Origin of the sequence: Pseudomonas sp. R43(2017) (assembly GCF_002112345.1) — a bacterium.
GTDB lineage: Bacteria > Pseudomonadota > Gammaproteobacteria > Pseudomonadales > Pseudomonadaceae > Aquipseudomonas > Aquipseudomonas kribbensis.
Genome location: NZ_NEHJ01000003.1, coordinates 157,935 through 179,205, shown reverse-complemented (window position 1 = coordinate 179,205; position 21,271 = coordinate 157,935). Strand labels below are relative to the sequence as shown.

At 61.4% G+C, this 21,271-nt stretch carries 23 protein-coding genes; 17 read left to right on the top strand and 6 right to left on the bottom strand.

What is annotated here, in order from left to right; translation table 11 throughout:
• Positions 1–145: 145 nt before the first annotated feature.
• Together CAG02_RS09285 and CAG02_RS09280 are read right to left on the bottom strand one after the other, a co-directional pair.
• A complete protein-coding gene (locus tag CAG02_RS09285) occupies positions 146–868 on the bottom strand; it encodes an OmpA family protein (RefSeq protein ID WP_085712934.1) in 723 nt (240 codons plus the stop codon).
• Positions 869–956: 88 nt separating this feature from the next.
• The gene (locus CAG02_RS09280) at positions 957–1,652 is read right to left on the bottom strand and encodes an OmpA family protein (protein ID WP_085712933.1); all 696 of its coding nucleotides are present in this window, start codon (positions 1,650–1,652) and stop codon (positions 957–959) included.
• A 199-nt stretch (positions 1,653–1,851) separates the two neighbouring features.
• Between CAG02_RS09280 and CAG02_RS09275 the strand changes: the two genes are divergently transcribed.
• The 4 genes from CAG02_RS09275 to CAG02_RS09260 are packed head-to-tail and all read left to right on the top strand — an operon-like array spanning position 1,852 to position 3,569.
• Positions 1,852–2,349, top strand: coding sequence for a DUF6231 family protein (locus CAG02_RS09275; protein WP_065261926.1), 498 nt, complete (start codon positions 1,852–1,854; stop codon positions 2,347–2,349).
• A gap of 4 nt (positions 2,350–2,353) precedes the next feature.
• On the top strand, positions 2,354–2,830 hold the full coding sequence (locus CAG02_RS09270; RefSeq protein WP_085712932.1) for a YchJ family protein: 477 nt from the start codon (positions 2,354–2,356) through the stop codon (positions 2,828–2,830).
• Positions 2,831–2,871: 41 nt separating this feature from the next.
• Positions 2,872–3,357 carry an LEA type 2 family protein gene (locus CAG02_RS09265; RefSeq protein ID WP_085712931.1) on the top strand — a complete coding sequence of 162 codons (486 nt, stop codon included), beginning with the start codon at positions 2,872–2,874 and terminating at the stop codon, positions 3,355–3,357.
• Between the two features lie 5 nt (positions 3,358–3,362).
• Positions 3,363–3,569 (top strand): SEC-C metal-binding domain-containing protein, encoded by a 207-nt coding sequence (locus CAG02_RS09260; RefSeq protein WP_007955014.1) that lies wholly within the window; start codon positions 3,363–3,365, stop codon positions 3,567–3,569.
• 145 nt (positions 3,570–3,714) lie between these two features.
• Here the strand turns inward: CAG02_RS09260 and CAG02_RS09255 are convergent, their stop codons facing one another.
• Positions 3,715–4,272, bottom strand: coding sequence for a cysteine hydrolase family protein (locus tag CAG02_RS09255; protein WP_085712930.1), 558 nt, complete (start codon positions 4,270–4,272; stop codon positions 3,715–3,717).
• Between the two features lie 139 nt (positions 4,273–4,411).
• On the opposite strand from CAG02_RS09255, the gene CAG02_RS09250 reads away from it, so the two are divergent.
• From CAG02_RS09250 to pdeM, 11 genes are all read left to right on the top strand, one after another.
• Positions 4,412–5,056, top strand: a complete 645-nt coding sequence (locus CAG02_RS09250; protein ID WP_085712929.1) for a glutathione binding-like protein — start codon at positions 4,412–4,414, stop codon at positions 5,054–5,056.
• A 144-nt stretch (positions 5,057–5,200) separates the two neighbouring features.
• Complete coding sequence (locus tag CAG02_RS09245; RefSeq protein WP_085712928.1) at positions 5,201–7,651, top strand: penicillin acylase family protein; 2,451 nt, start codon at positions 5,201–5,203, stop codon at positions 7,649–7,651.
• 126 nt (positions 7,652–7,777) lie between these two features.
• Positions 7,778–8,812 (top strand): ligase-associated DNA damage response exonuclease, encoded by a 1,035-nt coding sequence (locus CAG02_RS09240; protein WP_085712927.1) that lies wholly within the window; start codon positions 7,778–7,780, stop codon positions 8,810–8,812.
• The gene (locus CAG02_RS09235; RefSeq protein ID WP_085712926.1) at positions 8,809–10,494 is read left to right on the top strand and encodes an ATP-dependent DNA ligase; all 1,686 of its coding nucleotides are present in this window, start codon (positions 8,809–8,811) and stop codon (positions 10,492–10,494) included. The genes CAG02_RS09240 and CAG02_RS09235 overlap by 4 nt, the downstream gene beginning before the upstream one ends.
• Before the next feature lie 250 nt (positions 10,495–10,744).
• A complete protein-coding gene (locus CAG02_RS09230; RefSeq protein WP_065259277.1) occupies positions 10,745–11,527 on the top strand; it encodes a transporter substrate-binding domain-containing protein in 783 nt (260 codons plus the stop codon).
• Positions 11,528–11,584: 57 nt separating this feature from the next.
• Complete coding sequence (locus CAG02_RS09225) at positions 11,585–12,313, top strand: ABC transporter permease (protein WP_065259276.1); 729 nt, start codon at positions 11,585–11,587, stop codon at positions 12,311–12,313.
• Complete coding sequence (locus CAG02_RS09220) at positions 12,310–13,020, top strand: ABC transporter permease (RefSeq protein WP_085712925.1); 711 nt, start codon at positions 12,310–12,312, stop codon at positions 13,018–13,020. The genes CAG02_RS09225 and CAG02_RS09220 overlap by 4 nt, the downstream gene beginning before the upstream one ends.
• A 12-nt stretch (positions 13,021–13,032) precedes the next feature.
• Positions 13,033–14,151, top strand: coding sequence for a succinylglutamate desuccinylase/aspartoacylase family protein (locus tag CAG02_RS09215; RefSeq protein ID WP_085712924.1), 1,119 nt, complete (start codon positions 13,033–13,035; stop codon positions 14,149–14,151).
• 13 nt (positions 14,152–14,164) lie between these two features.
• Positions 14,165–14,929: an ABC transporter ATP-binding protein gene (locus CAG02_RS09210; RefSeq protein ID WP_085712923.1), complete on the top strand. Its 765-nt coding sequence runs from the start codon at positions 14,165–14,167 to the stop codon at positions 14,927–14,929.
• Positions 14,930–14,988: 59 nt separating this feature from the next.
• The gene (locus CAG02_RS09205) at positions 14,989–17,475 is read left to right on the top strand and encodes a ligase-associated DNA damage response DEXH box helicase (protein ID WP_085712922.1); all 2,487 of its coding nucleotides are present in this window, start codon (positions 14,989–14,991) and stop codon (positions 17,473–17,475) included.
• Positions 17,475–18,131 carry a ligase-associated DNA damage response endonuclease PdeM gene (gene pdeM / locus CAG02_RS09200; protein WP_085712921.1) on the top strand — a complete coding sequence of 219 codons (657 nt, stop codon included), beginning with the start codon at positions 17,475–17,477 and terminating at the stop codon, positions 18,129–18,131. The genes CAG02_RS09205 and pdeM overlap by 1 nt, the downstream gene beginning before the upstream one ends.
• A 39-nt stretch (positions 18,132–18,170) precedes the next feature.
• Here the strand turns inward: pdeM and CAG02_RS09195 are convergent, their stop codons facing one another.
• On the bottom strand, positions 18,171–18,380 hold the full coding sequence (locus CAG02_RS09195; RefSeq protein WP_065259270.1) for a hypothetical protein: 210 nt from the start codon (positions 18,378–18,380) through the stop codon (positions 18,171–18,173).
• 106 nt (positions 18,381–18,486) lie between these two features.
• Complete coding sequence (gene dcd, locus CAG02_RS09190; protein WP_007954988.1) at positions 18,487–19,053, bottom strand: dCTP deaminase; 567 nt, start codon at positions 19,051–19,053, stop codon at positions 18,487–18,489.
• Between the two features lie 354 nt (positions 19,054–19,407).
• On the opposite strand from dcd, the gene CAG02_RS09185 reads away from it, so the two are divergent.
• Positions 19,408–19,617 (top strand): cold-shock protein, encoded by a 210-nt coding sequence (locus CAG02_RS09185; protein ID WP_002554837.1) that lies wholly within the window; start codon positions 19,408–19,410, stop codon positions 19,615–19,617.
• A gap of 119 nt (positions 19,618–19,736) precedes the next feature.
• Here the strand turns inward: CAG02_RS09185 and CAG02_RS09180 are convergent, their stop codons facing one another.
• A complete protein-coding gene (locus CAG02_RS09180; protein ID WP_085712920.1) occupies positions 19,737–20,744 on the bottom strand; it encodes a DUF481 domain-containing protein in 1,008 nt (335 codons plus the stop codon).
• Positions 20,745–20,880: 136 nt separating this feature from the next.
• On the opposite strand from CAG02_RS09180, the gene CAG02_RS09175 reads away from it, so the two are divergent.
• Positions 20,881–21,264, top strand: a complete 384-nt coding sequence (locus tag CAG02_RS09175; RefSeq protein WP_162803463.1) for an MGMT family protein — start codon at positions 20,881–20,883, stop codon at positions 21,262–21,264.
• Positions 21,265–21,271 lie beyond the last annotated feature (7 nt).

The following is a 21,271-nucleotide window of genomic DNA, read 5'->3' as shown; positions in this document are numbered from 1 at the left end:
AATTATTCTTTGGGCGCACAGTAACGGCTTCCGTACGGGATAAGCCAGAGGGGCAAATAAAAAAGTTCCGGGCACTCGTCGGATGGCTGCCGGTTCGACGATGATCGTCGACCGACAGCTCTAGCCTGCGGACTACAGAAGAGTCCTAGCGATTGATGTGCAACTCCACGCGACGGTTTTTCGCGCGCCCTTCTTCGGTCTCGTTGTCGGCGACCGGTTCACGCTCGCCACGCCCTTCACTGGTGAGTTTTTCCGGCGCCAGCCCCTGACTCAACAGATAGGCCGCCACGCTGCTCGCGCGACGTTCCGACAAAGCCTGGTTGTAGGCATCGGTGCCCTTGCTGTCGGTGTGGCCGATCACCTTGATGCTCACCACGTCGGCATTGCGCAACTTGTCCATCAGCGCATCGAGCTGGCTCTTCGCGGCCGGGGTCAGGTCGGACTTGTCGAACGCGAACAGCACGTTGCCGGCATCGCTCAGGGTGATGACTTCGGATTGCGGGGCCGGCTCGGCCGGTTTCTCGGTGACCGGGTATTGCGGCAGCGGACAGCCGCGATGATCGACCGGTGTGTTCGGTGGAGTGTCAGGGCAACGGTCGCGGCGGTCGAACACGCCATCGCCGTCTTCGTCGCCATCCTGGGCATAACAGATCAGCCCGCCGGTGAGGATACCCAGTGCCGCGCCGCCTGCGGCCCAGCCACCGTTTTCAATGGCGCCGAGACCGCCGCCGACCAGTCCGCCAATGACGCTGCAGATCGGCCAGGTACGTTGATTGAGGGGGGCAGTGCCATCGCTGTGGGTAGCGCAGCCGGTCAACAGGCTGCCTGCCAGCAGCACCGGTAAGACGGACCGTGAGAGAACACTCATATGAAAGCTCCTGTGTCACCGGCCCATACCGGTTACACAGGAGTAAAGACCCGCATCCACGACTGCACAAGCCGCGGATGCGAGGGCATCAACGCTCGATTTTGATTTCCGTGCGACGGTTCAGCGCACGGCCATCGGCGGTTTTGTTATCCGCCACTGGCTGGCTTTCACCGGCACCGGTCACCGAAACGAAGCTGGAACGTGGCACACCGTCATGGATCAGGTATTCCACCACCGAGTGCGCCCGACGATCCGACAGTTTCTTGTTGTAGGCATCACTGCCCACGCTGTCGGTATGACCGGTCACGGTCAGCCGCGCCGTGCTCGATTCCTGTTTCAGGCGCGTGGCGACCTTGTCGAGAACCAGCTTGTCGGAAGGCGTCAGGGTGGCCTTGTCGAACTGGAAGTGCACATCGCGGATGACGATGGTTTCTTCCTTGACCACTACAGCTTCTTCAACCACGGGTGCAGGGGCCGGGAATGGGCAGCCGTCTGCGTCGACCTTGGTGCCGCGAGGCGTGTGCGGGCACTTGTCGCGACTGTCCGGCACACCGTCGCCGTCTTCATCGCCATCACCGTGCACCCAGCAATAGGCTGCCGCCGTACCGCCAACGAGTAATGCGCCATAGCCTGCCCATGCAGAGCTTTCCGTCGCGCCAAGACCCGCACCGACGACACCGCCGACTGCCGCACAGGTCGGCCAGTCGGTTTTCTGCAAACCTGCGCAACCAGTCAACACACTGGTTAGCAGAACCAAGGGTAATGCTGTCCGAACTATGCTCATCTAGTTTTCTCCTGAGGGATCGGCTTAGAACCGATTCAGGGAGTAAAGACCGGAGTTTTAATCTCCGCCAGCAATAGGCCACTGCTGTTTGCGCGCGTGTTCACAGGACTTCGAGGCATTTGCCGCAAACCCGCAGAACAGAGATCTAGGCCTCGACGCTCGGGCAGGCTAGTCTTGGCGATCTGATTGAGGAGCTTCGATGAACGTCGCGATTTCTTCCCGCACGCCACAGCAGGCACTGGCCGCTCTGCTCGACCGCTACGCCCCGGCACGTCTGCTGCTGATCGGCGCCAGCGAATTTCCGGCACTGGCCGCTTTCAAGGATGCGCACCCGGACACTTGCGTTGCTCACGCCGCGCCCGGTGCCTTGCCCGCAGACCTCGCTGCACAGCGCTTCGATCTGGCGCTGGTGGTCGATTGCCTGGAGCATTTGCCCAAGCGTGATGGCCTGAATCTGCTCGGCGGGATCCGCAACCTCAACGCCAGCCGCATCGCCGTGCTGGCCGACCTGCCGGCCAGTGGCTGGCAGGAAACCGATTTCTATTCTCTGGCTCTGCAGGCCAGCGAACGCTTCGCCCGGGATGAGCAGGTGCTGACCCTGTTCACCTATGATCTGCTTGACTACAAACAAGTCCCCGACTGGCTCAACTCGCGGTTCTGGGCCAATCCGGAAAACTTCGGGAAATACTGGTGGTAATGCAATGAGTACAGCCATTTGCCCCTGCGGCAGCGGCAACCTGCTGGATGCCTGCTGCGGCCATTATCATGCGGGCCATCCGGCTCCGTGCGCCGAAGCCCTGATGCGTTCGCGCTACAGCGCCTACGTGCTGGGCCTGATCGATTATCTGGTGGCGACTACCCTGCCCGCCCAGCAAGCCGGACTTGATCGGCAGTCGATCAGCAACTGGAGCGCATCGAGCACCTGGCTCGGCCTCAACGTCGAGAGTTCGGAAGTCTTCGGCGGCCAGCCGGAACACGCCTTCGTCACCTTCACCGCGCGCTGGCATGACAGTCAGGGTGAGCACAGTCACCGCGAGCGGTCTTCGTTCGTACAGAACGGCGGGCGCTGGTACTTCATCGACCCGACCGTGCAGCTCAAGCTCGGGCGCAACGACAGCTGCCCTTGCGCCAGCGGGCAGAAGTTCAAGAAGTGTTGCGCGGGCTATTTCGGCGCGTGAGGTGAGTGACAACTAGACTGGGCGCAAAAGGGAGTTCTGCGATGGTCGGTCAATGGCACACATTCAAAGCCTTCACGCTGCTGCTGTTTCTGGGGCTCGGCGGCTGTGCCTCATGGTTTGCCGACGACACCCTCGACCCCGCCGTGCATCTGGTGAAAGTCGAAGTGGTGCGCGCCAAGTTGCTGGAGCAGAAATTCATCCTGCACTTTCGCATCGACAATCCCAATGACAGTGAGCTGACCGTGCGCGGCCTGGAATACCGCGTACATCTGGCGGACATGCTGCTGGCCGAGGGCGAGCATGAGCACTGGATCACCGTCGGGGCCAAAAGCAGTGCTTTCTATAAGGTGCCGATCCGCACCAACCTGTGGCCGAAGGTCAAGGACGTGGTGAAAATGCTGAAAAATCCGCACCAGCAGGTTCCCTACCGGCTGCAAGGCGAGATGGAAACCGGTTTATTCATCGCTCACTACGTGCACCTGGAACGCAATGGCGTGATAATCCCCGCCGATTTGATTACGGAGTGACCCCGATGACCCAGCAACCTCATGTCCATGGCCCAGACTGCAACCACGATCATGACCATCACCACCATGATCACGACCATGGCCATGTCCACGGCCCGAACTGCGGCCACGCCCACCAGGAACCGGTGCGCAACGCCCTGAAAGACGTCGGCCGCAACGACCCTTGCCCGTGCGGCAACGGCAAGAAATTCAAGAAGTGCCACGGCGCTTGATGTTTCAGGTAAATATTTTCTTCGCCTGATACACCGCCAATCGCGAGCAAGCTCGCTCCCACAGGGATCGCGTTCCGTCAGGAGCAACTCGGTCAAATGTGGGAGCTGGCCTGCCAGCGATGGCGGCGGCACATTCAGCAAAGCCCTATCGGGCCGCAAGAATCCCGGCACTACCAACCACCGTCGCATACTCCCCGTGCAGATTCCCCAGCGACATGGCATGCACCTCTTCCGCCGAACGCAGCGTGCCGAAGTAATCAGCCTTGTCGAAGGTAAAGCACGCATCCTCCGCCACCCACGCCTCGAACCCCAGATTGCCCGCCGTGCGCGCCGTGGACTCCACCGAGTTGTTGGTCGCCACACCGACGATGACCAATTGTCCGATCCCCGCGTCACGCAATTTCACTTCAAGCCCCGTCGCACAAAACGCATCCGGCACCTGTTTCTGGATCAGCCACTCGCCGTCCTGCGGCAGAAACCTGTCCTGAAATTCCACCCCGGACTGTTCTGGCCAGAACACCGAATCCGGTGAGCGCGACAGGTGCTGCACGTGAATCACCGGCCGCCCGCTGCGCCGCCAATAGTCCAGCAAATCGAGGATCCGTTGTTCGGCCAACGGATTATTCCGCCGCCCCAGACGCGGCTCCAGAATGCCCTTTTGCTGGTCGATGATGATCAGTGCAGCGTTGGCCTGAAGCTCCATGGCGATTTTTCTCACGCGCGGTCATTGAATTTCCCGTACTTGAGCATCACCTCCTGTCACTAAGCAAGCTATCGAACGCACACAGGACAACCTGAAGCCGGCGTTTGCTGTCCGTACCCATCCTGACTTGGAGCTTTCCATGATCGACCTGTACTACTGGACCACGCCCAACGGCCACAAGATTTCCCTGTTCCTCGAAGAGGCCGGCCTGCGCTACAACGTGCACCCGATCAACATCAGCCAGGGCGAGCAGTTCCAGCCACACTTCCTGAAGATCGCGCCGAACAATCGCATCCCTGCCATCGTCGATCATGAGCCGGCCGATGGCGGCGAGCCGTTATCGCTGTTCGAGTCCGGCGCGATCCTGCTATACCTCGCGGAGAAGACCGGGAAGTTCCTGCCCAAGGATCTGCGTGGCCGCCAGGTGGCGCTGCAATGGCTGTTCTGGCAGATGGGCGGGCTGGGGCCGATGGCCGGCCAGAACCATCATTTCAGCCAGTTCGCCCCGGAAAAAATCCCCTACGCGATCAAGCGCTACATCGATGAAACCGCACGTTTGTACGGCGTTCTGGACAAGCAACTGGCCGACAATGAATTCGTTGCCGGCAGCGAGTACAGCATCGCCGACATGGCGATCTACCCGTGGATCGTCTCCCACAAATGGCAGAGCCAGAACCTGGAAGACTTCCCGAACGTGCTGCGCTGGTTCAACCACATCAAGGATCGCCCGGCGACCGTGAAGGCCTACGCGCTGGTGCAGAAGATCAATCCGCCGAAGGCTTGAGTCACCCGGCCTGATCGTTCCCGTGCGGGGGAACGATCAACGGGAAGAAATAACCGCTCGCCCCGCTTGCGCGGCCCCCTCCTGCTCACTAACGTAGCGGCTTTATTGCGCCCCCAGCCTCTACACCCCCGCAGGAGCTTTGCCATGGCCTCGCCAGCCCTTTCACATTTTCTTCCCCGGTTCGGCGTTGCCGCAGCAGTGACCGGTGTCTTGAGCCTCTCCGGTTGCCAGACCTGGAACGCTCAGGATTCCCTCCCGCCGACCTCCGGTGTGCAGCCGCTCAAGGGCCTGGCGCAGAACGTTTCGGTACGCCGCAATGCCATGGGCATGCCGCTGATCGAAAGCAACAGCTTCCACGACGCCTTGTTCGCCCTCGGTTATGTGCACGCCAGCGACCGCATCAATCAGATGGTCACCCTGCGCCTGCTGGCCCAGGGGCGTCTGGCGGAAATGTCCGGGGCGTCGATGCTCGACGCCGACCGCTACATGCGCGCCGTCAACCTGAAGAAAAGCGCCGGCGAGCTGTACAAGGCCTCGTCGCCAAGGCTCAAGCGCTTCTTCGAAGTCTATGCGCGGGGCGTCAACGCCTACCTGTTCCGCTACGCCGACAAGTTGCCGGGGGATCTGGCCTCCAGCGGCTACAAGCCTGAATACTGGAAACCGGAAGATTCGGCGCTGATTTTCTGCCTGCTGAATTTCAGCCAGTCGGCCAACCTGCCGGAAGAAATCGCCTCGCTGGTGCTGGCGCAGACCGTCACCACCGACAAACTCGCCTGGCTGACCCCGTCCGCCCCCGACGAAAACCTGCCGGTGGCCGAAGCCGACAAGCTGCAAGGCATCAAGCTCAACGGGCAGATTCCGGGCCTGAGCGAACTGAGCAACGCCAGCGAACAACTGGCGGCGATGAACCTGCTCGGCGCCAGCACTTCGAACAACTGGGCGATTGCCCCGCAACGCAGCCGCAGCGGCAAGAGCCTGCTGGCCAGCGACAGCCATGGCCCGCTGGCCGCGCCGTCGCTGTGGAGTTTCGTGCAGATTCACGCGCCGAAATACCAGGCCGCCGGCGTGACCGTGGCCGGTCTGCCGATGGTGCTCGGTGGTTTCAACGGCAAAGTGGCGTGGAGCGCGACCAGCGTCTTCGGCGACAACCAGGACCTGTTCCTGGAAAAAATCCGACGCCAGGGCAGCAGCCTGACCTACGAGGTCAACGGCAAATGGCAGCCACTGGGCGTGCGCAACGAAACCTATTTCGTCAAAGGCCAGCGGCCGATTCGCGAAGCGGTGTACGAAACCCGCCATGGCGCGTTGCTCAACAGTGCTCAGGCTGGCACCCAGGGCGCCGGTTTCGGCCTGGCCTTGCAGACGCCGAGCTTCACCGACGACAAATCCCTCGATGCGTTTTTCGATCTGAGCCGCGCGCAAACTGCTGAACGCGCCTCGGACGCCAGCCGGGAAATCCGCGCCATCGCGCTGAACCTGGTGTTTGCCGATGCCAGCAACATCGGCTGGCAAGTCACCGGGCGCTTCCCGAACCGCCGCGAAGGCGAAGGCCTGCTGCCGTCGCCGGGCTGGGACGGTCGCTACGACTGGGACGGTTACGCCGACCCGATGCTACACCCGTACGATCAGGATCCGGCCCAAGGCTGGCTCGGCACCGCCAACCAGCGCGTCATCCCTCACGGCTACGGCATGCAGTTGTCCAACTCCTGGGCCGCGCCGGAGCGTGGCGAGCGCCTCGCGGAACTGGCCGGCAGCGGCAAACAGGACGGCCGCAGCATGATCGCCATGCAGTACGACCAGACCACCACCTTCGCCGCCAAGCTGAAGAAAATGTTCGAAGCCCCGGGCATGGCGCAGCCGCTGAAACAGGCGATCGACGCCCTGCCGGAAGCCGACCGCAGCAAGGCCCGCGAGGCCTACACCCGCTTGATGGCGTTCGACGGCAAGCTCAGTCCGACCTCCGCCGACGCGGCGATCTACGAGTTGTTCCTGCAGGAAAGCATGAAGCAGATCTTCCTCGACGAACTCGGCCCGCAGAACAGCCCGGCGTGGAAAGCGTTTATCGCCAACAGTGACTTGTCCTACTCGGCGCAGGCCGATCACTTGCTGGGCCGCGAGGACAGTCCGTTCTGGGACGACGCCCGCACCCCGCAGAAAGAAGACAAGCCGACGATCCTCGCCCGCAGCCTGGCGGCGGCGATCAGCGCCGGCGACAGTCAACTGGGCGGCGACCGCAAAGCCTGGCAGTGGGGCAAACTGCACCGCTACGAATGGAAGAACGCCAACGGCCAGATCGTTCGCGGTCCGATCGCTGCGGGCGGTGACCACACCACTCTGAACACGGCGGCGTTTGCCTGGGGACAGGACTTCAACACCACCCGGGCGCCGTCGATGCGTTTCATCGTCGACTTCAGCCAGAGCGAACCGCTGATGGGCCAGAACGGCACGGGGCAATCGGGTAATCCGGCCAGTCCGAACTACCTCAACGGCATCGATCCCTGGCTCAAGGGCCAGTACATCGGTTTGCCGATGCAGCCGCAGAACTTCGAGCGGGTGTATGGGAAGACGCGGTTGACGCTGACTCCAGGCAAGTAAATGCGATCCTCCGTGTGGGAGCCAGCCCGGCTCCCACACGGGTTTTGCAATGACCCGCAAAATCAATCGAACTTCTGACTTCGCCCAAACCTCATAGCTAACAAGTCCCTCCATTCCGGTAACGCCATGGACCTTGTTATCGCCCGCCCCGAAGGCCTGTACTGCCCCGCCGGGGACTTCTACATCGATCCGTGGCGCCCGGTCGAGCGCGCGGTGATCACCCATGCCCACGGCGATCACGCCCGCACCGGCAACGCGCATTATCTGGCGGCCAGCGCCGGCGAAGGCATTCTGCGTGCGCGTCTGGGTCAGGACATCAACCTGCAATCACTTGAGTACGGCCGGCGCCTGACCCACCACGGTGTCACCTTGAGTTTTCATCCTGCCGGACACGTTCTGGGCTCGGCTCAGGTACGACTCGAATACGGCGGCGAAGTCTGGGTCGCCTCCGGCGACTACAAGATCGAACCCGACGGCACCTGCGCGCCGTTCGAACCGGTGCGCTGCCACACCTTCATCACCGAATCGACCTTCGGCCTGCCGATCTACCGCTGGCAGCCGCAGGCGCAGGTGTTCGGGGAGATCAATCAGTGGTGGCAGGCCAACATTGCGGCGGGCAAAACCAGCGTGCTGTTCTGCTACTCCTTCGGCAAGGCCCAGCGGATCCTCCACGGTATCGACGAAACCCTCGGCCCGATCCTCAGCCACGGCGCGGTGGAACCGCTGAACCGGGTCTATCGCGAGGCCGGTGTATACCTGCCGCCGACGATCTACGCCGGCGACGTGAAGAAAAACGACCCGCTGATGCGTCAGGCGCTGGTCATCGCCCCGCCTTCGGCCGGCGGCAGCAGCTGGATGCGGCGTTTCGGCGACTACAGCGACAGCTTCGCCAGCGGCTGGATGCGCTTGCGTGGCACCCGTAGGCGGCGCGGCGTGGATCGCGGTTTCGTGCTTTCCGATCACGCCGACTGGCCCGGCCTGTTGTGGGCCATCGAACAGACTGGTGCCGAACGGGTGATGGTCACCCACGGCTCGATCGGCGTGCTGGTCCGCCACCTGCGCGAAAAAGGCCTGGATGCCCAAGGCTTCAACACCGAATACGGCGATGATGAACAGGACAGCCTCGCCGTCGAACCCGTCGTCGCCGAGGTGCAACCATGAAAGACTTCGCCGGGTTGTACGCCGAACTCGACGCCACCACCTCCAGCAACGCGAAACTGGCGGCCATGCAGGCCTACTTCGCCCAGGCGGAACCGCAAGATGCCGCGTGGGCGGTTTACTTTCTGTCCGGCGGACGCCCTCGGCAACTGGTGCCGGTACGGATCCTCCGCGAACTCGCCGTCGAAGTGTCCGGACTCACGCCATGGCTGTTCGAGGAAAGCTATCAGGCGGTCGGCGATCTGGCGGAAACCATTTCGCTGGTGCTCCCGGAAAACCCGCACACCTCCGAAGCCGGCCTCGCCGAATGGATCGAGCACAAGCTGTTGCCGCTGCGCGGTGAAACCCCGGAATACCTCGCTCGCCAGTTGCCAGCGCTGTGGGCGCAACTGGACCGGCCGAGCCTGATGCTGTGCATCAAACTGATCACCGGCAGCTTCCGCGTCGGCGTGTCCAAATTGCTGGTGACTCGCGCTCTGGCCTCGATGGCCGGGCTGGACAGCAAACGCGTGGCGCAACGGCTGGTGGGTTACACCGATTTGTCCAACCGGCCGGACGCCGCCAGCTATCTGAAACTGATCGCCCCCGAGTCCAGCGACGAACACGCCCAGCGTGGCGGCCAGCCGTATCCGTTCTTTCTCGCCCACGGTCTGTCGCAACCGGTCGAGCAGTTCGAAGACTTGCTCGGCCCGGCCAGCAACTGGCAGGTGGAATGGAAGTGGGATGGGATACGCGCGCAGGTGGTCAAACGTGACGGGCGGCTGTGGATCTGGTCCCGTGGCGAGGAACTGGTGACCGAACGCTTTCCCGAACTCGACTCGCTGGTTGAAGGCTTGCCTGACGGCACGGTGATCGACGGCGAAATCGTGGTCTGGAAAAACACCCGGCCTGACGCCGAAGCCTTTGATCCGGATTCGACGGCGCCACCGGCGGTGCAACCCTTCGCCCTGCTCCAGCAACGGATCGGTCGCAAGACCCTGGACAGGAAAATCCTCGAAGACGTACCGGTGGTGGTCCTAGCCTACGATCTTTTGGAGTGGCAGGGCGAAGACTGGCGCAACCAGCCGCAGATCAAACGGCGCGAACAGCTGGAACAGGTCATCACCCGGTGCAACAACCCGGTGCTGCTGCCCTCCCCGGTGCTGACCGGCAGCGACTGGTTCGACCTCGCCCGGCAGCGCGAAGCCTCCCGGCGACTGGGGGTCGAAGGCATGATGCTCAAGGCCCGCGACGCGATGTACGGCGTCGGCCGCACCAAGGACATGGGCGTGTGGTGGAAATGGAAGGTCGACCCGTTCAGTGTCGACGCGGTGCTGATTTACGCCCAGCGCGGCCACGGCCGACGTGCCAGCCTTTACAGCGATTACACGTTTGCGGTGTGGGACGGGCCGCCCGGTTCCAGCGCCCGCGCCCTGGTGCCATTCGCCAAGGCTTATTCCGGCCTGACCGACGAGGAAATGCGCGAGGTCGACAGCATCGTGCGCAAGACCACCGTGGAAAAATTCGGCCCGGTCAGCAGCGTGACACCGAGCCTGGTGTTCGAACTCGGTTTCGAAGGCATCGCCCTGTCGCGCCGGCACAAGAGCGGCATCGCCGTGCGCTTCCCGCGCATGCTGCGCTGGCGCCAGGACAAGACCGTGGAAGAAGCCGACAACCTGGCGACGTTGCAGAACCTGCTGGTCTGATCCCACCTCCCGATGCTCAATCTGATCACTCCCACGCAGAGCGTGGGAACGATCATGCTTATAAACAGTGCATCCGATTTTCCGTGCCCGTTTTCGGGCATTCCTCCCGCTGCACCCTCCCTTCCTACACCTTTTAAAACACTTGTTCGGGACTCTGGTTCGGAAATTGCTACTTTCTATAAGTCGTAAGCGTTCCAGTAACAATAATTCTGCGCCACAAGCGCTCATATTGGTTCTTAGGGATTGAATAATGAAAAAAGCATTGCTGACCCTTTCTGCACTGGCGTTGTGCATGGCCGCCGGCTCCGCGCTGGCCAAGGAATACAAAGAGCTGCGTTTTGGCGTCGATCCATCCTACGCACCGTTCGAGTCGAAAGCGGCCGACGGCAGCCTGGTGGGCTTTGACATCGATCTGGGCAACGCGATCTGCGCCGAGCTGAAGGTCAAGTGCAAGTGGGTCGAAAGCGACTTCGACGGCATGATTCCGGGCCTCAACGCCAATAAATTCGACGGTGTGATCTCGTCGATGACGGTAACACCGGCCCGTGAAAAGGCCATCGACTTCTCCAGCGAGCTGTTCTCCGGCCCGACGGCCTACGTATTCAAGAAGGGTTCCGGCCTGACCGATGACGTTGCTTCGCTCAAGGGCAAATCCGTCGGTTACGAGCAAGGCACCATCCAGGAAGCCTACGCCAAGGCCGTGCTGGAGAAGGCCGGGGTGAAAATCCAGGCTTACGCCAACCAGGATCAGGTCTACGCCGACCTGAAAAACGGCCGTCTCGACGCCTCGATCCAGGACATGCTGCAAGCCGAACTGGGCTTTTTGAAGTCGCCGGACGGTGCCGCCTACGAAGTCAGCAAGCCGGTTGACAGCGAATTGCTGCCAGCCAAAACCGCTGTCGGTATTAAGAAAGGTAACAAAGAGCTGAAGGCGCTTTTAGATAAAGGTATCAAAGCGTTACACGACGACGGCAAATACGCCGAGATTCAAAAGAAACACTTTGGCGATCTGAATCTGTACAGCGGCAAATAATGCACCGGCGCCCATCCTTCGATGGGCGCCTTTTTCATCCGCTCAGGTTGCTGATTTATGTTCGAAAACCTCTTACAAAATCTGGGGCTCTCCGCCTTCAGCCTCAAGGGCTTCGGTCCGTTGCTGTTGGAAGGCACCTGGATGACCATCAAATTGTCGGCGTTGTCGCTGCTGGTGGCCGTGTTGCTCGGCCTGCTGGGCGCCAGTGCCAAACTGTCCAAATCAAAACTGCTGCGCCTGCCCGCCCAGCTCTACACCACGCTGATTCGCGGGGTGCCGGACCTGGTGCTGATGCTGTTGATCTTCTACAGCCTGCAAACCTGGCTGACCGCGCTGACCGACGTCATGGAGTGGGATTACATTGAAATCGACTCCTTCACGGCCGGCGTGATCACCCTGGGCTTCATTTATGGCGCGTACTTCACCGAAACCTTCCGCGGCGCGATCCTCGCCGTGCCACGGGGTCAGGTTGAAGCCGCCACGGCCTATGGCCTCAAACGCGGCCAGCGCTTTCGCTTCGTGGTGTTTCCGCAAATGATGCGCTTCGCCCTGCCGGGCATCGGCAACAACTGGATGGTGATGCTCAAGGCCACCGCGCTGGTGTCGATTATCGGCCTGGCGGATCTGGTCAAGGCCGCCCAGGACGCCGGCAAAAGCTCCTATCAACTGTTCTACTTCCTGGTACTCGCCGCCTTGATCTATCTGCTGATCACCAGTGCCTCGAACGTCATCCTGCGCTGGCTCGAACGCCGTTACGCCGCCGGTGCCCGGGAGGCCGTACGATGATCGAACTCCTGCAGGAATACTGGAAACCCTTCCTTTATACCGACGGCAACAACATCACCGGGCTGGCCATGACCCTGTGGTTGCTCAGTGCGTCGATCTTCATCGGTTTCATCGTGTCGATCCCGCTGTCGATTGCCCGGGTTTCCCCGCACTTCTACATTCGCTGGCCGGTGCAGTTCTACACTTACCTGTTCCGGGGCACGCCGCTCTATATCCAGCTGCTGATCTGCTACACCGGGATCTACAGCCTGGCCGCCGTGCGCGCCCAGCCGATGCTCGATGCATTCTTTCGCGATGCGATGAACTGCACGATCCTCGCCTTCGCCCTCAACACCTGCGCCTACACCACGGAGATTTTCGCCGGGGCGATCCGCAGCATGAACCACGGCGAAGTCGAAGCGGCCAAGGCTTACGGTCTGACCGGCTGGAAGCTGTATGCCTACGTGATCATGCCGTCGGCACTGCGTCGCTCGCTGCCGTATTACAGCAACGAAGTGATCCTGATGCTGCACTCGACCACCGTGGCGTTCACCGCAACGATCCCGGACATCCTGAAAGTCGCACGGGACGCCAACTCGGCGACCTACCTGACCTTCCAGTCGTTCGGCATCGCCGCGCTGATCTACCTGACCATCACCTTCGCGCTGGTCGGCCTGTTCCGTCTTGCCGAACGCCGATGGCTGGCCTTCCTCGGGCCGACTCACTAGGACCTCTCTGCAATGCGCCACCAGATACATGACCTGCTGGCCCCGCTGCCGGGGACCGCACGACAGATCCACAGTTTTCACTTCGGCCCGGAAAAGGCCAAAGGCAAAATCTATATCCAGTCCTCGCTGCATGCCGACGAACTGCCCGGCATGCTGGTGGCCTGGCACCTCAAGCAGCGCCTGGCGGAGCTGGAAGCCGCCGGCCGCCTGATCAGCGAAATCGTGCTGGTGCCGGTGGCCAACCCGGTCGGCCTCGAACAAGTGCTGATGGACGTGCCGCTGGGCCGCTACGAGCTGGAGAGCGGGCAGAATTTCAACCGCTGGTTCGTCGACCTCAGCGAAGAGATCGGCAACGAAATCGAATCGCAACTGTGCGACGACCCGCAGCGCAACCTCGAACTGATTCGCACCAGCCTGCGCAACGCCCTCGCCCGCCATACCGCCACGACTCAGCTGCAATCCCAGCGCCTGACCCTGCAACGGCTGGCCTGTGACGCAGACATGGTGCTGGACCTGCACTGCGATTTCGAATCCGTGGTTCACCTCTACACCACGCCCGAGGCCTGGCCCCAGGTCGAGCCGCTGGCGCGCTACATCGAATCGAAGGCGAGCCTGCTGGCCACCGACTCCGGCGGTCAGTCGTTCGACGAATGCTTCACCCTGTTGTGGTGGCAATTGAAGGAACGCTTCGGCGAGCACTTCGAAATCCCCCTCGGCAGTTTCTCGGTGACGGTCGAGCTGCGCGGCCAGGGCGACGTCAGCCATCCCGTGGCCAGTCGTGACTGCCAGGCGCTGCTCGATTACCTGACTCACTTCGGTGCCATCGCAGGCGCCTCGAAACCGCTGCCGGAGCTGCCATTCCCGGCCACTCCGCTGGCAGGCGTCGAACCTGTCACCACGCCGGTCGGCGGCCTGCTGGTGTACACCGCCACGCCCGGGCAGCAGCTGGAAGCCGGGCAGCAAATCGCCGAAATCATCGACCCGATCAACGATCGGGTCACGCCAGTCCATTGCACCGCTTCCGGTCTGCTCTATGCCCGCTCGCTGCGGCGCATGGCCACGGCCGGCATGGTGATCGCCCACGTCGCGGGCGCCGAAGCCTATCGCAGCGGCTACTTACTTTCGCCTTGAGGATGCCTGTCCCATGTACAAACTGACCGTAGAAGGCCTGCACAAAAGCTATGGCGACCATCAAGTGCTCAAAGGCGTTTCGCTCAAAGCCAAAACCGGTGACGTGATCAGCCTGATCGGCGCCAGCGGCTCGGGCAAAAGTACCTTTTTGCGCTGCATCAACTTCCTCGAACAACCCAACGACGGCGCGATGAGCCTCGACGGCCAGGCGATCCGCATGGTCACCGACCGCCACGGCATGCACGTCGCCGACGCCGAGGAACTGCAACGCCTGCGTACTCGCCTCGCCATGGTGTTCCAGCATTTCAACCTGTGGAGCCACATGACCGTGCTGGAAAACATCACCATGGCCCCGCGCCGGGTGCTGGGTTGCAGCAAGGCCGAGGCCGATGATCGCGCCCGGCGTTATCTGGACAAGGTCGGTCTGCCGGCCCGGGTCGCCGATCAGTACCCGGCGTTTCTTTCCGGTGGCCAGCAACAACGGGTGGCCATCGCCCGGGCCCTGGCCATGGAGCCGGAAGTCATGCTGTTCGACGAACCGACCTCGGCGCTCGACCCGGAACTGGTCGGCGAAGTGCTCAAGGTGATTCAGGGCCTGGCCGAAGAAGGCCGGACCATGATCATGGTCACCCACGAAATGAGCTTTGCGCGCAAGGTGTCGAGTCAGGTGCTATTTCTGCACCAAGGGCTGGTGGAAGAAGAAGGTGCGCCGGAAGACGTGCTGGGCAATCCGAAAAGTGAACGCCTGAAGCAATTCCTCAGCGGCAATCTCAAGTAAAACTATTGCCCGGCCGGCGCGGTCACTGAAGGAACACCTTCAGAGCACACGACGCCGGCATGGGCACTTCCACCGACTTCGCCAGACACTGGTTCAGCGCCCGAGGCTGGAAGCCGTTCGCCTTTCAGAAGCAGGTTTGGGCGGCGGTCAAGCGTGGAGAGTCGGGACTGCTGCACGCCAGCACCGGTGCCGGTAAAACTTACGCGGTGTGGTTTGCCGCGCTCAATCGCTTTGCCCGCTCCGGGCCTGTTGCTGAAACCACCCGCAAACGCCCGCCACCTGCCGAACCGCTGACTGTCTTGTGGATCACGCCGATGAGGGCGCTGGCCGCCGACACCGCGCGTGCCCTGCAAACGCCGCTGGACGATCTGCACATTCCCTGGAGCGTCGGCCTGCGCACCGGTGACACCGGCAGCAGCGAACGCGCCCGACAGAACCGGCGCCTGCCGACCACGCTGATTACCACCCCGGAAAGCCTGACCCTGATGCTCGCCCGCGCCGACGCACAAACAGCGCTGTCGACCTTGCGCATGGTTGTGGTGGATGAGTGGCACGAACTGCTCGGCAACAAACGTGGCGTGCAATTGCAACTGGCCCTCGCCCGCCTGCGGCGCTGGCATCCGGGACTGATCGTCTGGGGTGTTTCCGCGACGCTTGGCAATCAATCCCACGCCGAACAGGTGTTGATCCCACAGGGCGGCGGCGTGAGTGTTCAGGGTCAAAGCGAAAAAACACTGCGGGTCGATACCCTGCTCCCTCCGCAGATCGAGCGTTTTCCCTGGGCCGGGCATATCGGTCTGAAGATGTTGCCGCAGGTGGTCGCCGAACTGGACGCCTGCGCCAGCAGCCTGGTGTTCACCAATACTCGGGCGCAATCGGAAATCTGGTATCAGGCCTTGCTGGAAGCACGACCGGACTGGGCCGGTCTGATTGCCTTGCACCACAGCTCGCTGTCCCGCGAGACCCGGGACTGGGTCGAGCAGGCGTTGAAGAATGGTCAACTCAAAGCCGTGGTCTGCACTTCGAGCCTGGATCTTGGAGTGGACTTTCTACCCGTCGAGCGGGTACTGCAGATCGGTTCAGCCAAAGGCGTGGCGCGTCTGATGCAGCGTGCCGGACGTTCAGGCCATGCGCCCGGTCGAACGTCGCGGGTCACCCTGGTGCCAACCCACAGTCTGGAGCTGATCGAAGCCGCTGCCGCACGCGATGCCGTGGCGCAGCGGCGGATCGAACCGCGTCTGTCGCCGCACAAACCGCTGGATGTGCTGGTACAGCATCTGGTCAGCATGGCCTTGGGCGGTGGCTTTTTAGCCGAGGAGTTGTACGAAGAAGTCCGTGGTGCCTGGGCTTATCACGACCTGACGCTGGCGGAATGGGCCTGGGCGCTGGCGTTCGTACGCCATGGTGGAATGTCGCTGACGGCGTACCCGGATTACCGCCGGGTCGAGCCGGATGAGCACGGAATCTGGCGCGTCCCCGATGCCCGGTTGGCCCGGCGGCACCGGATGAGCATCGGCACCATCGTCAGCGACGCCAGCATTCAGCTGAAATTCTGGAGCAAGGGCGGAGGCGGCAAGCAACTGGGCAGCGTCGAGGAAGGCTTCATCGCCCGCCTCAAACCCGGTGATGGATTCCTGTTCGCCGGACGCTTGCTGGAACTTGTGCGGGTGGAAAACATGACCGCCTACGTCAAACGCAGCACCGCGAAAAAAGCCGCCGTGCCGCGCTGGAATGGCGGACGCATGCCGCTGTCCAACGAACTGGCTGAAGCGGTGGTCGCTCGATTCAGCGCCGCAGCACACGGTGAGTTTGCCGGCCCGGAAATGCAGGCCTTGCGCCCGCTGCTGGAAACGCAGATGCGCTGGTCGGGTTTGCCGACAGTCAACAATCTGCTTACCGAAGTACTGAAATCCCGCGAAGGCTGGCACCTTTTCCTTTACCCGTTTGCCGGACGTCAGGTGCATCTGGGGCTGGCCAGTCTGCTGGCATGGCGGGTCAGCCAGCGCCTGCCTGTGACCTTTTCGATTGCGGTCAATGATTACGGACTGGAATTGCTCAGCGCCACGCCGGTTGACTGGTCTGTGCAACTGGATGGCGCTCTGCTCAGTCCCGAAAGTTTATTGAGAGACGTGCTGGCCAGTCTCAACGCGGGCGAACTGGCGCTGCGCAGTTTTCGCGAAATCGCGCGGATCGCGGGCCTGGTGTTCGCCGGTTACCCCGGCGCGCCCAAAAGTACCCGTCAGGTACAGGCCTCCAGCGGTCTCTTTTTCGAAGTGTTCAAGCAATACGACGCCAACAATCTGTTGCTGGCCCAGGCCGGGGAAGAAGTCTTACGGGACGAACTGGATATTCGCCGACTGGAACAGACGCTGGAGCGGGTCAACCGGATGAAACTGGACATGCACCTGATCAAACGTCCTACACCGCTCGGCTTCCCGCTGCTGGTGGAACGCATGCGCGAAAGCCTGAGTTCGGAAAAACTCGCCGACCGGATCCGACGCATGGTCGGCGATCTGGAGAAAACCGCCGACAAGGGTCAATCCTGATGGGCGCGCCCTACCCTGTGCGGCTGGCGGGTGAAGAACTCTGGCTGTTGCCGGAAAAGGCACTATATTGGCCAGCGCAACAGGCGCTGCTGATTGCCGACGTGCATTTCGGCAAGGCGGCCGCCTACCGGCGCCTGGGGCAGCCGGTGCCGCAGGGCACCACGGCGAACAATATCGCCGTGATCGAGCAGTTGCTGGCGAAACTGCCGTGTCGGCAACTGATTTTCCTCGGTGATTTTCTGCATGGGCCCGGCTCCCACGCCACTGGCACCTTGCAGGCACTGGCGCAATGGCGGGCGCGTCACGCCGATCTGCCGATAACGCTGATTCGCGGTAATCACGATAAACGTGCCGGTGATCCACCGCAGGCGCTGAATATTCGGGTGGTGCCGGAGCCCTTGCTGCTTGGGCCCTTCGCCTTGCAGCACGAACCCGATCCGCACGCGGAACGCCATGTTCTCGCGGGACACGTGCATCCGGTTTATCGATTGAACGGCAAGGGGCGTCAGCGTCTGCGGCTGGCGTGTTTCAGGCTGGGAGAACGCATCAGCCTGCTGCCGGCCTTCGGTGCCTTCACCGGCGGTTATCCGGTGGGGAAAGAAGACAGCTGTCGGATCTTTGTCATTGGCGACAACGAAATATGGCCCGTCGGCTGAAGTCCTGTTCAGGATTCAGTCGACGGGCCATACATTCAATCACGCGACGGGCGCAGGTGGCGGTTTGTCCGGGAGCGTAGGCTCGCCGGGCTCGGTCGGTTCTTCGTTGGGGGTGTCGGGATCAGGCTGGTGAGGAATTCCGCCAGCCAGGGTGACAGGCGGGTGTGCCAACAAGGACCAGGCCAATACGCCAACCTGATTGGGCTCGAGCCTTGCCAGTTCGGCAGTGATTTGCGGATCGATCTTCATGGAGCACTCCTCGGCGAAGGCCCGTCCCGCTGTTCGCGAAACGGGCAGTACACCCCATAGAGTGTCTACCCGCCGAAGAATTCCCGGTAACTGCCGGATGGACGGATCAGGTACGCGGCAGGGTCACGCCACGCTGGCCCTGGTACTTGCCCGCACGGTCCTTGTAGGAAACTTCACATTCCTCGTCGGACTCCAGGAACAGCATCTGCGCCACGCCTTCGTTGGCGTAGATCTTCGCCGGCAGGTTGGTGGTGTTGGAGAACTCCAGAGTTACCTGGCCTTCCCACTCAGGCTCGAGCGGCGTTACGTTGACGATGATGCCGCAACGGGCGTAAGTGCTTTTGCCCAGGCAGATAGTCAGGACATTGCGCGGAATACGGAAGTATTCAACGGTCGTGGCCAGGGCGAAGGAGTTCGGCGGGATGATGCAGACATCGCTGTGAACGTCGACGAAGCTGCCGGCGTCGAAGTTTTTCGGATCGACGATGGCCGAATTGATGTTGGTGAACACCTTGAAATGGTTGGTGCAACGCACATCGTAGCCGTAGCTCGACACACCGTAGGAGATCACCCGGCTGTCGTCGCTGCCGCGTACCTGGCGCTCGACGAACGGCTCGATCATGCCGTGTTCCTGCGCCATGCGGCGAATCCACTTGTCCGATTTGATGCTCATGGCGGGGTGTCCTGAATAGCGAGGTGGAAAAAATCTGTCCGGCATCTTACCGGGCGCGCCGCCGGGTTCAAAGTCCAGGGTGCAAATCTCGCCGAACATGCAGGAAATACGCGGCTTCGCGACGAACCGTCACACCGCCGATCCTTAAAACGGAGAAACCTTCGCAAGAAGCATTGGCACGTTCCGGAAAAAGGGTTAAGGTGGCGCCACTGTGCTGCTTGTGTCACTGAGAATCTCTACACGATATGTTGAATTTCGATCCAACCATCTACAAGAATTTTTCCTGCTCTTTGCACTCAGTCTCGGCCAGGGTTCTTCCTGAGTCGCAGTTATCTTTGTTCAAGGAGTTACACCATGTCTAATCGCCAAACCGGTACCGTTAAGTGGTTCAACGATGAAAAAGGCTTCGGCTTCATCACTCCACAATCCGGTGACGACCTGTTCGTTCACTTCAAAGCTATCCAGTCCGACGGCTTCAAAAGCCTGAAAGAAGGCCAACAGGTTTCTTTCATCGCTACCCGCGGTCAGAAAGGCATGCAAGCTGAAGAAGTACAAGTTATCTAACTTGTAGCTTCCCAGCTAAGAAGCCCCGCCCTTAAAAGCGGGGCTTTTTTGTGGATGTCTGTTTTGTACAGGCCAAAAAAAACGCAGCCCGACAAAGGCTGCGTTTTTTGTGTGCGGCGTTACCAGGCCACGCCAAACCCGGCGGTGTAACGGGTCTTGTTCAGATCCGCATCCTTGGTGCCACTGATGATGTCACGCTCGGCCTTGAGATTGAGCGAGGCCCAGTCCGTCACCTTGTAGCGCAGGCCCACTTCCGAATCCAGGGCATAGTTGGCGACGTCCGACAGCGGCTTGCCAATCTCGCCGGTGGTGAAGAACTGCACCTTCTTGCCAATCAGGTAACGGTTGTAGTCCCACTTCATGGCAACGGAATAGAAGTTGTCCTTGCCACCGTCGCTGTACTCGTAATCGGTGCGGTTGAGCAGCGAGCCGAGGGAGAATGCGCCCAGCTCGTCATCCCAGAACTGATAGCCCGGACCGGTACCGACCACCCGCTGGCGCGACAGCTCTTCGACATAATCGCGCTTGTAGTTCAACCGCCCCTGCCAGAACCACTTGTCGGTCAGGAAGCGGTCCAGGGCGTATTCGGCGCGCCAGTTGTTGGTGGTCACCACCTCATCCTGGACTTCACGGTTGTACTCGCCCTCGGCGGTATGACGCCAACGGCCATGGCGCGCCGAGGTCTTGAAGCCGATGTCGTAGTCATTGGTGTCTTTTTCGGCACGCTGATAATCCAGGGCCAGATCGACATTGCCCTTCCAGACCAGATCCTCGACCACCGGCTTGGGCTTGAGAATCTGCTGGATGCTCGCCAGCTCGACGGTTTTCGGCGCTTCGCCGTTGGCCAGAGTGACCTTGCCATCGTCGGCGGCGGTCAGCGACTTGGCTTTCTCGCCGCTGTAGGCGTCCTGCTTGACCAGCAGTTCCTGATCGCTCTCCAGCGTCTTCACCTGTTTCCAGTCGATGGTTACCGCGCCGGCGTACTGGGTCTGGACCAGCAACTTGCCGCCGTCGAACAGGGTGATTTTGCCGCTCAGCTTGTCACCGTTCTTCAACCAGACGGTATCGGCAAGCAAGGGCGTGGACGCACTGAAGACAGCAAGGCACAACAGGGTTCTGGACAACATAAGCGAATCGGAAACTCGGGTTTGCGAAAAAAGGGGTCGGCATTATCCGTAGGAATAATCCTCTGACAAGGAGTGACCCGGCTATTTCTGTTGAGTTCATTTCTCAATTGCCCGATCACGGATTACCCTTTAATCCATGAATCGACCCTGTTCAGGAACGGCGCACGTGACAGACCCGATACAAGCCTGCGAAAACGATCCGCAAATCCGACGCACGGCACTCTACTCGACACTTGCCCAGGTACCTGAGGGCAAGGTGGTCAGCTATGGTCAGTTGGCCGAACTGGCCGGGTTGGGGCGCGCCGCCCGCTGGGTCGGCCGCACCCTGAGCCAGTTGCCGGGCGACACCAAGCTGCCGTGGCACCGCGTACTCGGTGCCGGCGGTCGGATCAGCCTGCCGGCAGGCAGCCCTTCGGGTGATGAGCAGCGGGCACGATTGCGTATGGAGGGCGTTACGATCCTGAACAATCGTGTGGATATTCGGCGCCATGGCTGGCGTCCGGTAGAGCACAGCGGTTAGAGTGCGC

Excerpts from the sequence above, each read along its gene's own strand:
- CAG02_RS09275 (WP_065261926.1), top strand. The coding sequence starts at position 1,852 with ATGAACGTCGCGATTTCTTCCCGCACGCCACAGCAGGCACTGGCCGCT.
- CAG02_RS09250 (WP_085712929.1), top strand. The coding sequence starts at position 4,412 with ATGATCGACCTGTACTACTGGACCACGCCCAACGGCCACAAGATTTCC.
- CAG02_RS09230 (WP_065259277.1), top strand. The coding sequence starts at position 10,745 with ATGAAAAAAGCATTGCTGACCCTTTCTGCACTGGCGTTGTGCATGGCC.
- CAG02_RS09175 (WP_162803463.1), top strand. The coding sequence starts at position 20,881 with ATGAATCGACCCTGTTCAGGAACGGCGCACGTGACAGACCCGATACAA.
- CAG02_RS09215 (WP_085712924.1), top strand. The coding sequence starts at position 13,033 with ATGCGCCACCAGATACATGACCTGCTGGCCCCGCTGCCGGGGACCGCA.
- CAG02_RS09260 (WP_007955014.1), top strand. The coding sequence starts at position 3,363 with ATGACCCAGCAACCTCATGTCCATGGCCCAGACTGCAACCACGATCAT.
- CAG02_RS09180 (WP_085712920.1), bottom strand. The coding sequence starts at position 20,744 with ATGTTGTCCAGAACCCTGTTGTGCCTTGCTGTCTTCAGTGCGTCCACG.
- CAG02_RS09185 (WP_002554837.1), top strand. The coding sequence starts at position 19,408 with ATGTCTAATCGCCAAACCGGTACCGTTAAGTGGTTCAACGATGAAAAA.
- CAG02_RS09195 (WP_065259270.1), bottom strand. The coding sequence starts at position 18,380 with ATGAAGATCGATCCGCAAATCACTGCCGAACTGGCAAGGCTCGAGCCC.
- dcd (WP_007954988.1), bottom strand. The coding sequence starts at position 19,053 with ATGAGCATCAAATCGGACAAGTGGATTCGCCGCATGGCGCAGGAACAC.
- CAG02_RS09225 (WP_065259276.1), top strand. The coding sequence starts at position 11,585 with ATGTTCGAAAACCTCTTACAAAATCTGGGGCTCTCCGCCTTCAGCCTC.
- CAG02_RS09255 (WP_085712930.1), bottom strand. The coding sequence starts at position 4,272 with ATGGAGCTTCAGGCCAACGCTGCACTGATCATCATCGACCAGCAAAAG.
- CAG02_RS09235 (WP_085712926.1), top strand. The coding sequence starts at position 8,809 with ATGAAAGACTTCGCCGGGTTGTACGCCGAACTCGACGCCACCACCTCC.
- CAG02_RS09245 (WP_085712928.1), top strand. The coding sequence starts at position 5,201 with ATGGCCTCGCCAGCCCTTTCACATTTTCTTCCCCGGTTCGGCGTTGCC.
- CAG02_RS09285 (WP_085712934.1), bottom strand. The coding sequence starts at position 868 with ATGAGTGTTCTCTCACGGTCCGTCTTACCGGTGCTGCTGGCAGGCAGC.
- pdeM (WP_085712921.1), top strand. The coding sequence starts at position 17,475 with ATGGGCGCGCCCTACCCTGTGCGGCTGGCGGGTGAAGAACTCTGGCTG.
- CAG02_RS09220 (WP_085712925.1), top strand. The coding sequence starts at position 12,310 with ATGATCGAACTCCTGCAGGAATACTGGAAACCCTTCCTTTATACCGAC.
- CAG02_RS09210 (WP_085712923.1), top strand. The coding sequence starts at position 14,165 with ATGTACAAACTGACCGTAGAAGGCCTGCACAAAAGCTATGGCGACCAT.
- CAG02_RS09205 (WP_085712922.1), top strand. The coding sequence starts at position 14,989 with ATGGGCACTTCCACCGACTTCGCCAGACACTGGTTCAGCGCCCGAGGC.
- CAG02_RS09270 (WP_085712932.1), top strand. The coding sequence starts at position 2,354 with ATGAGTACAGCCATTTGCCCCTGCGGCAGCGGCAACCTGCTGGATGCC.
- CAG02_RS09240 (WP_085712927.1), top strand. The coding sequence starts at position 7,778 with ATGGACCTTGTTATCGCCCGCCCCGAAGGCCTGTACTGCCCCGCCGGG.
- CAG02_RS09280 (WP_085712933.1), bottom strand. The coding sequence starts at position 1,652 with ATGAGCATAGTTCGGACAGCATTACCCTTGGTTCTGCTAACCAGTGTG.
- CAG02_RS09265 (WP_085712931.1), top strand. The coding sequence starts at position 2,872 with ATGGTCGGTCAATGGCACACATTCAAAGCCTTCACGCTGCTGCTGTTT.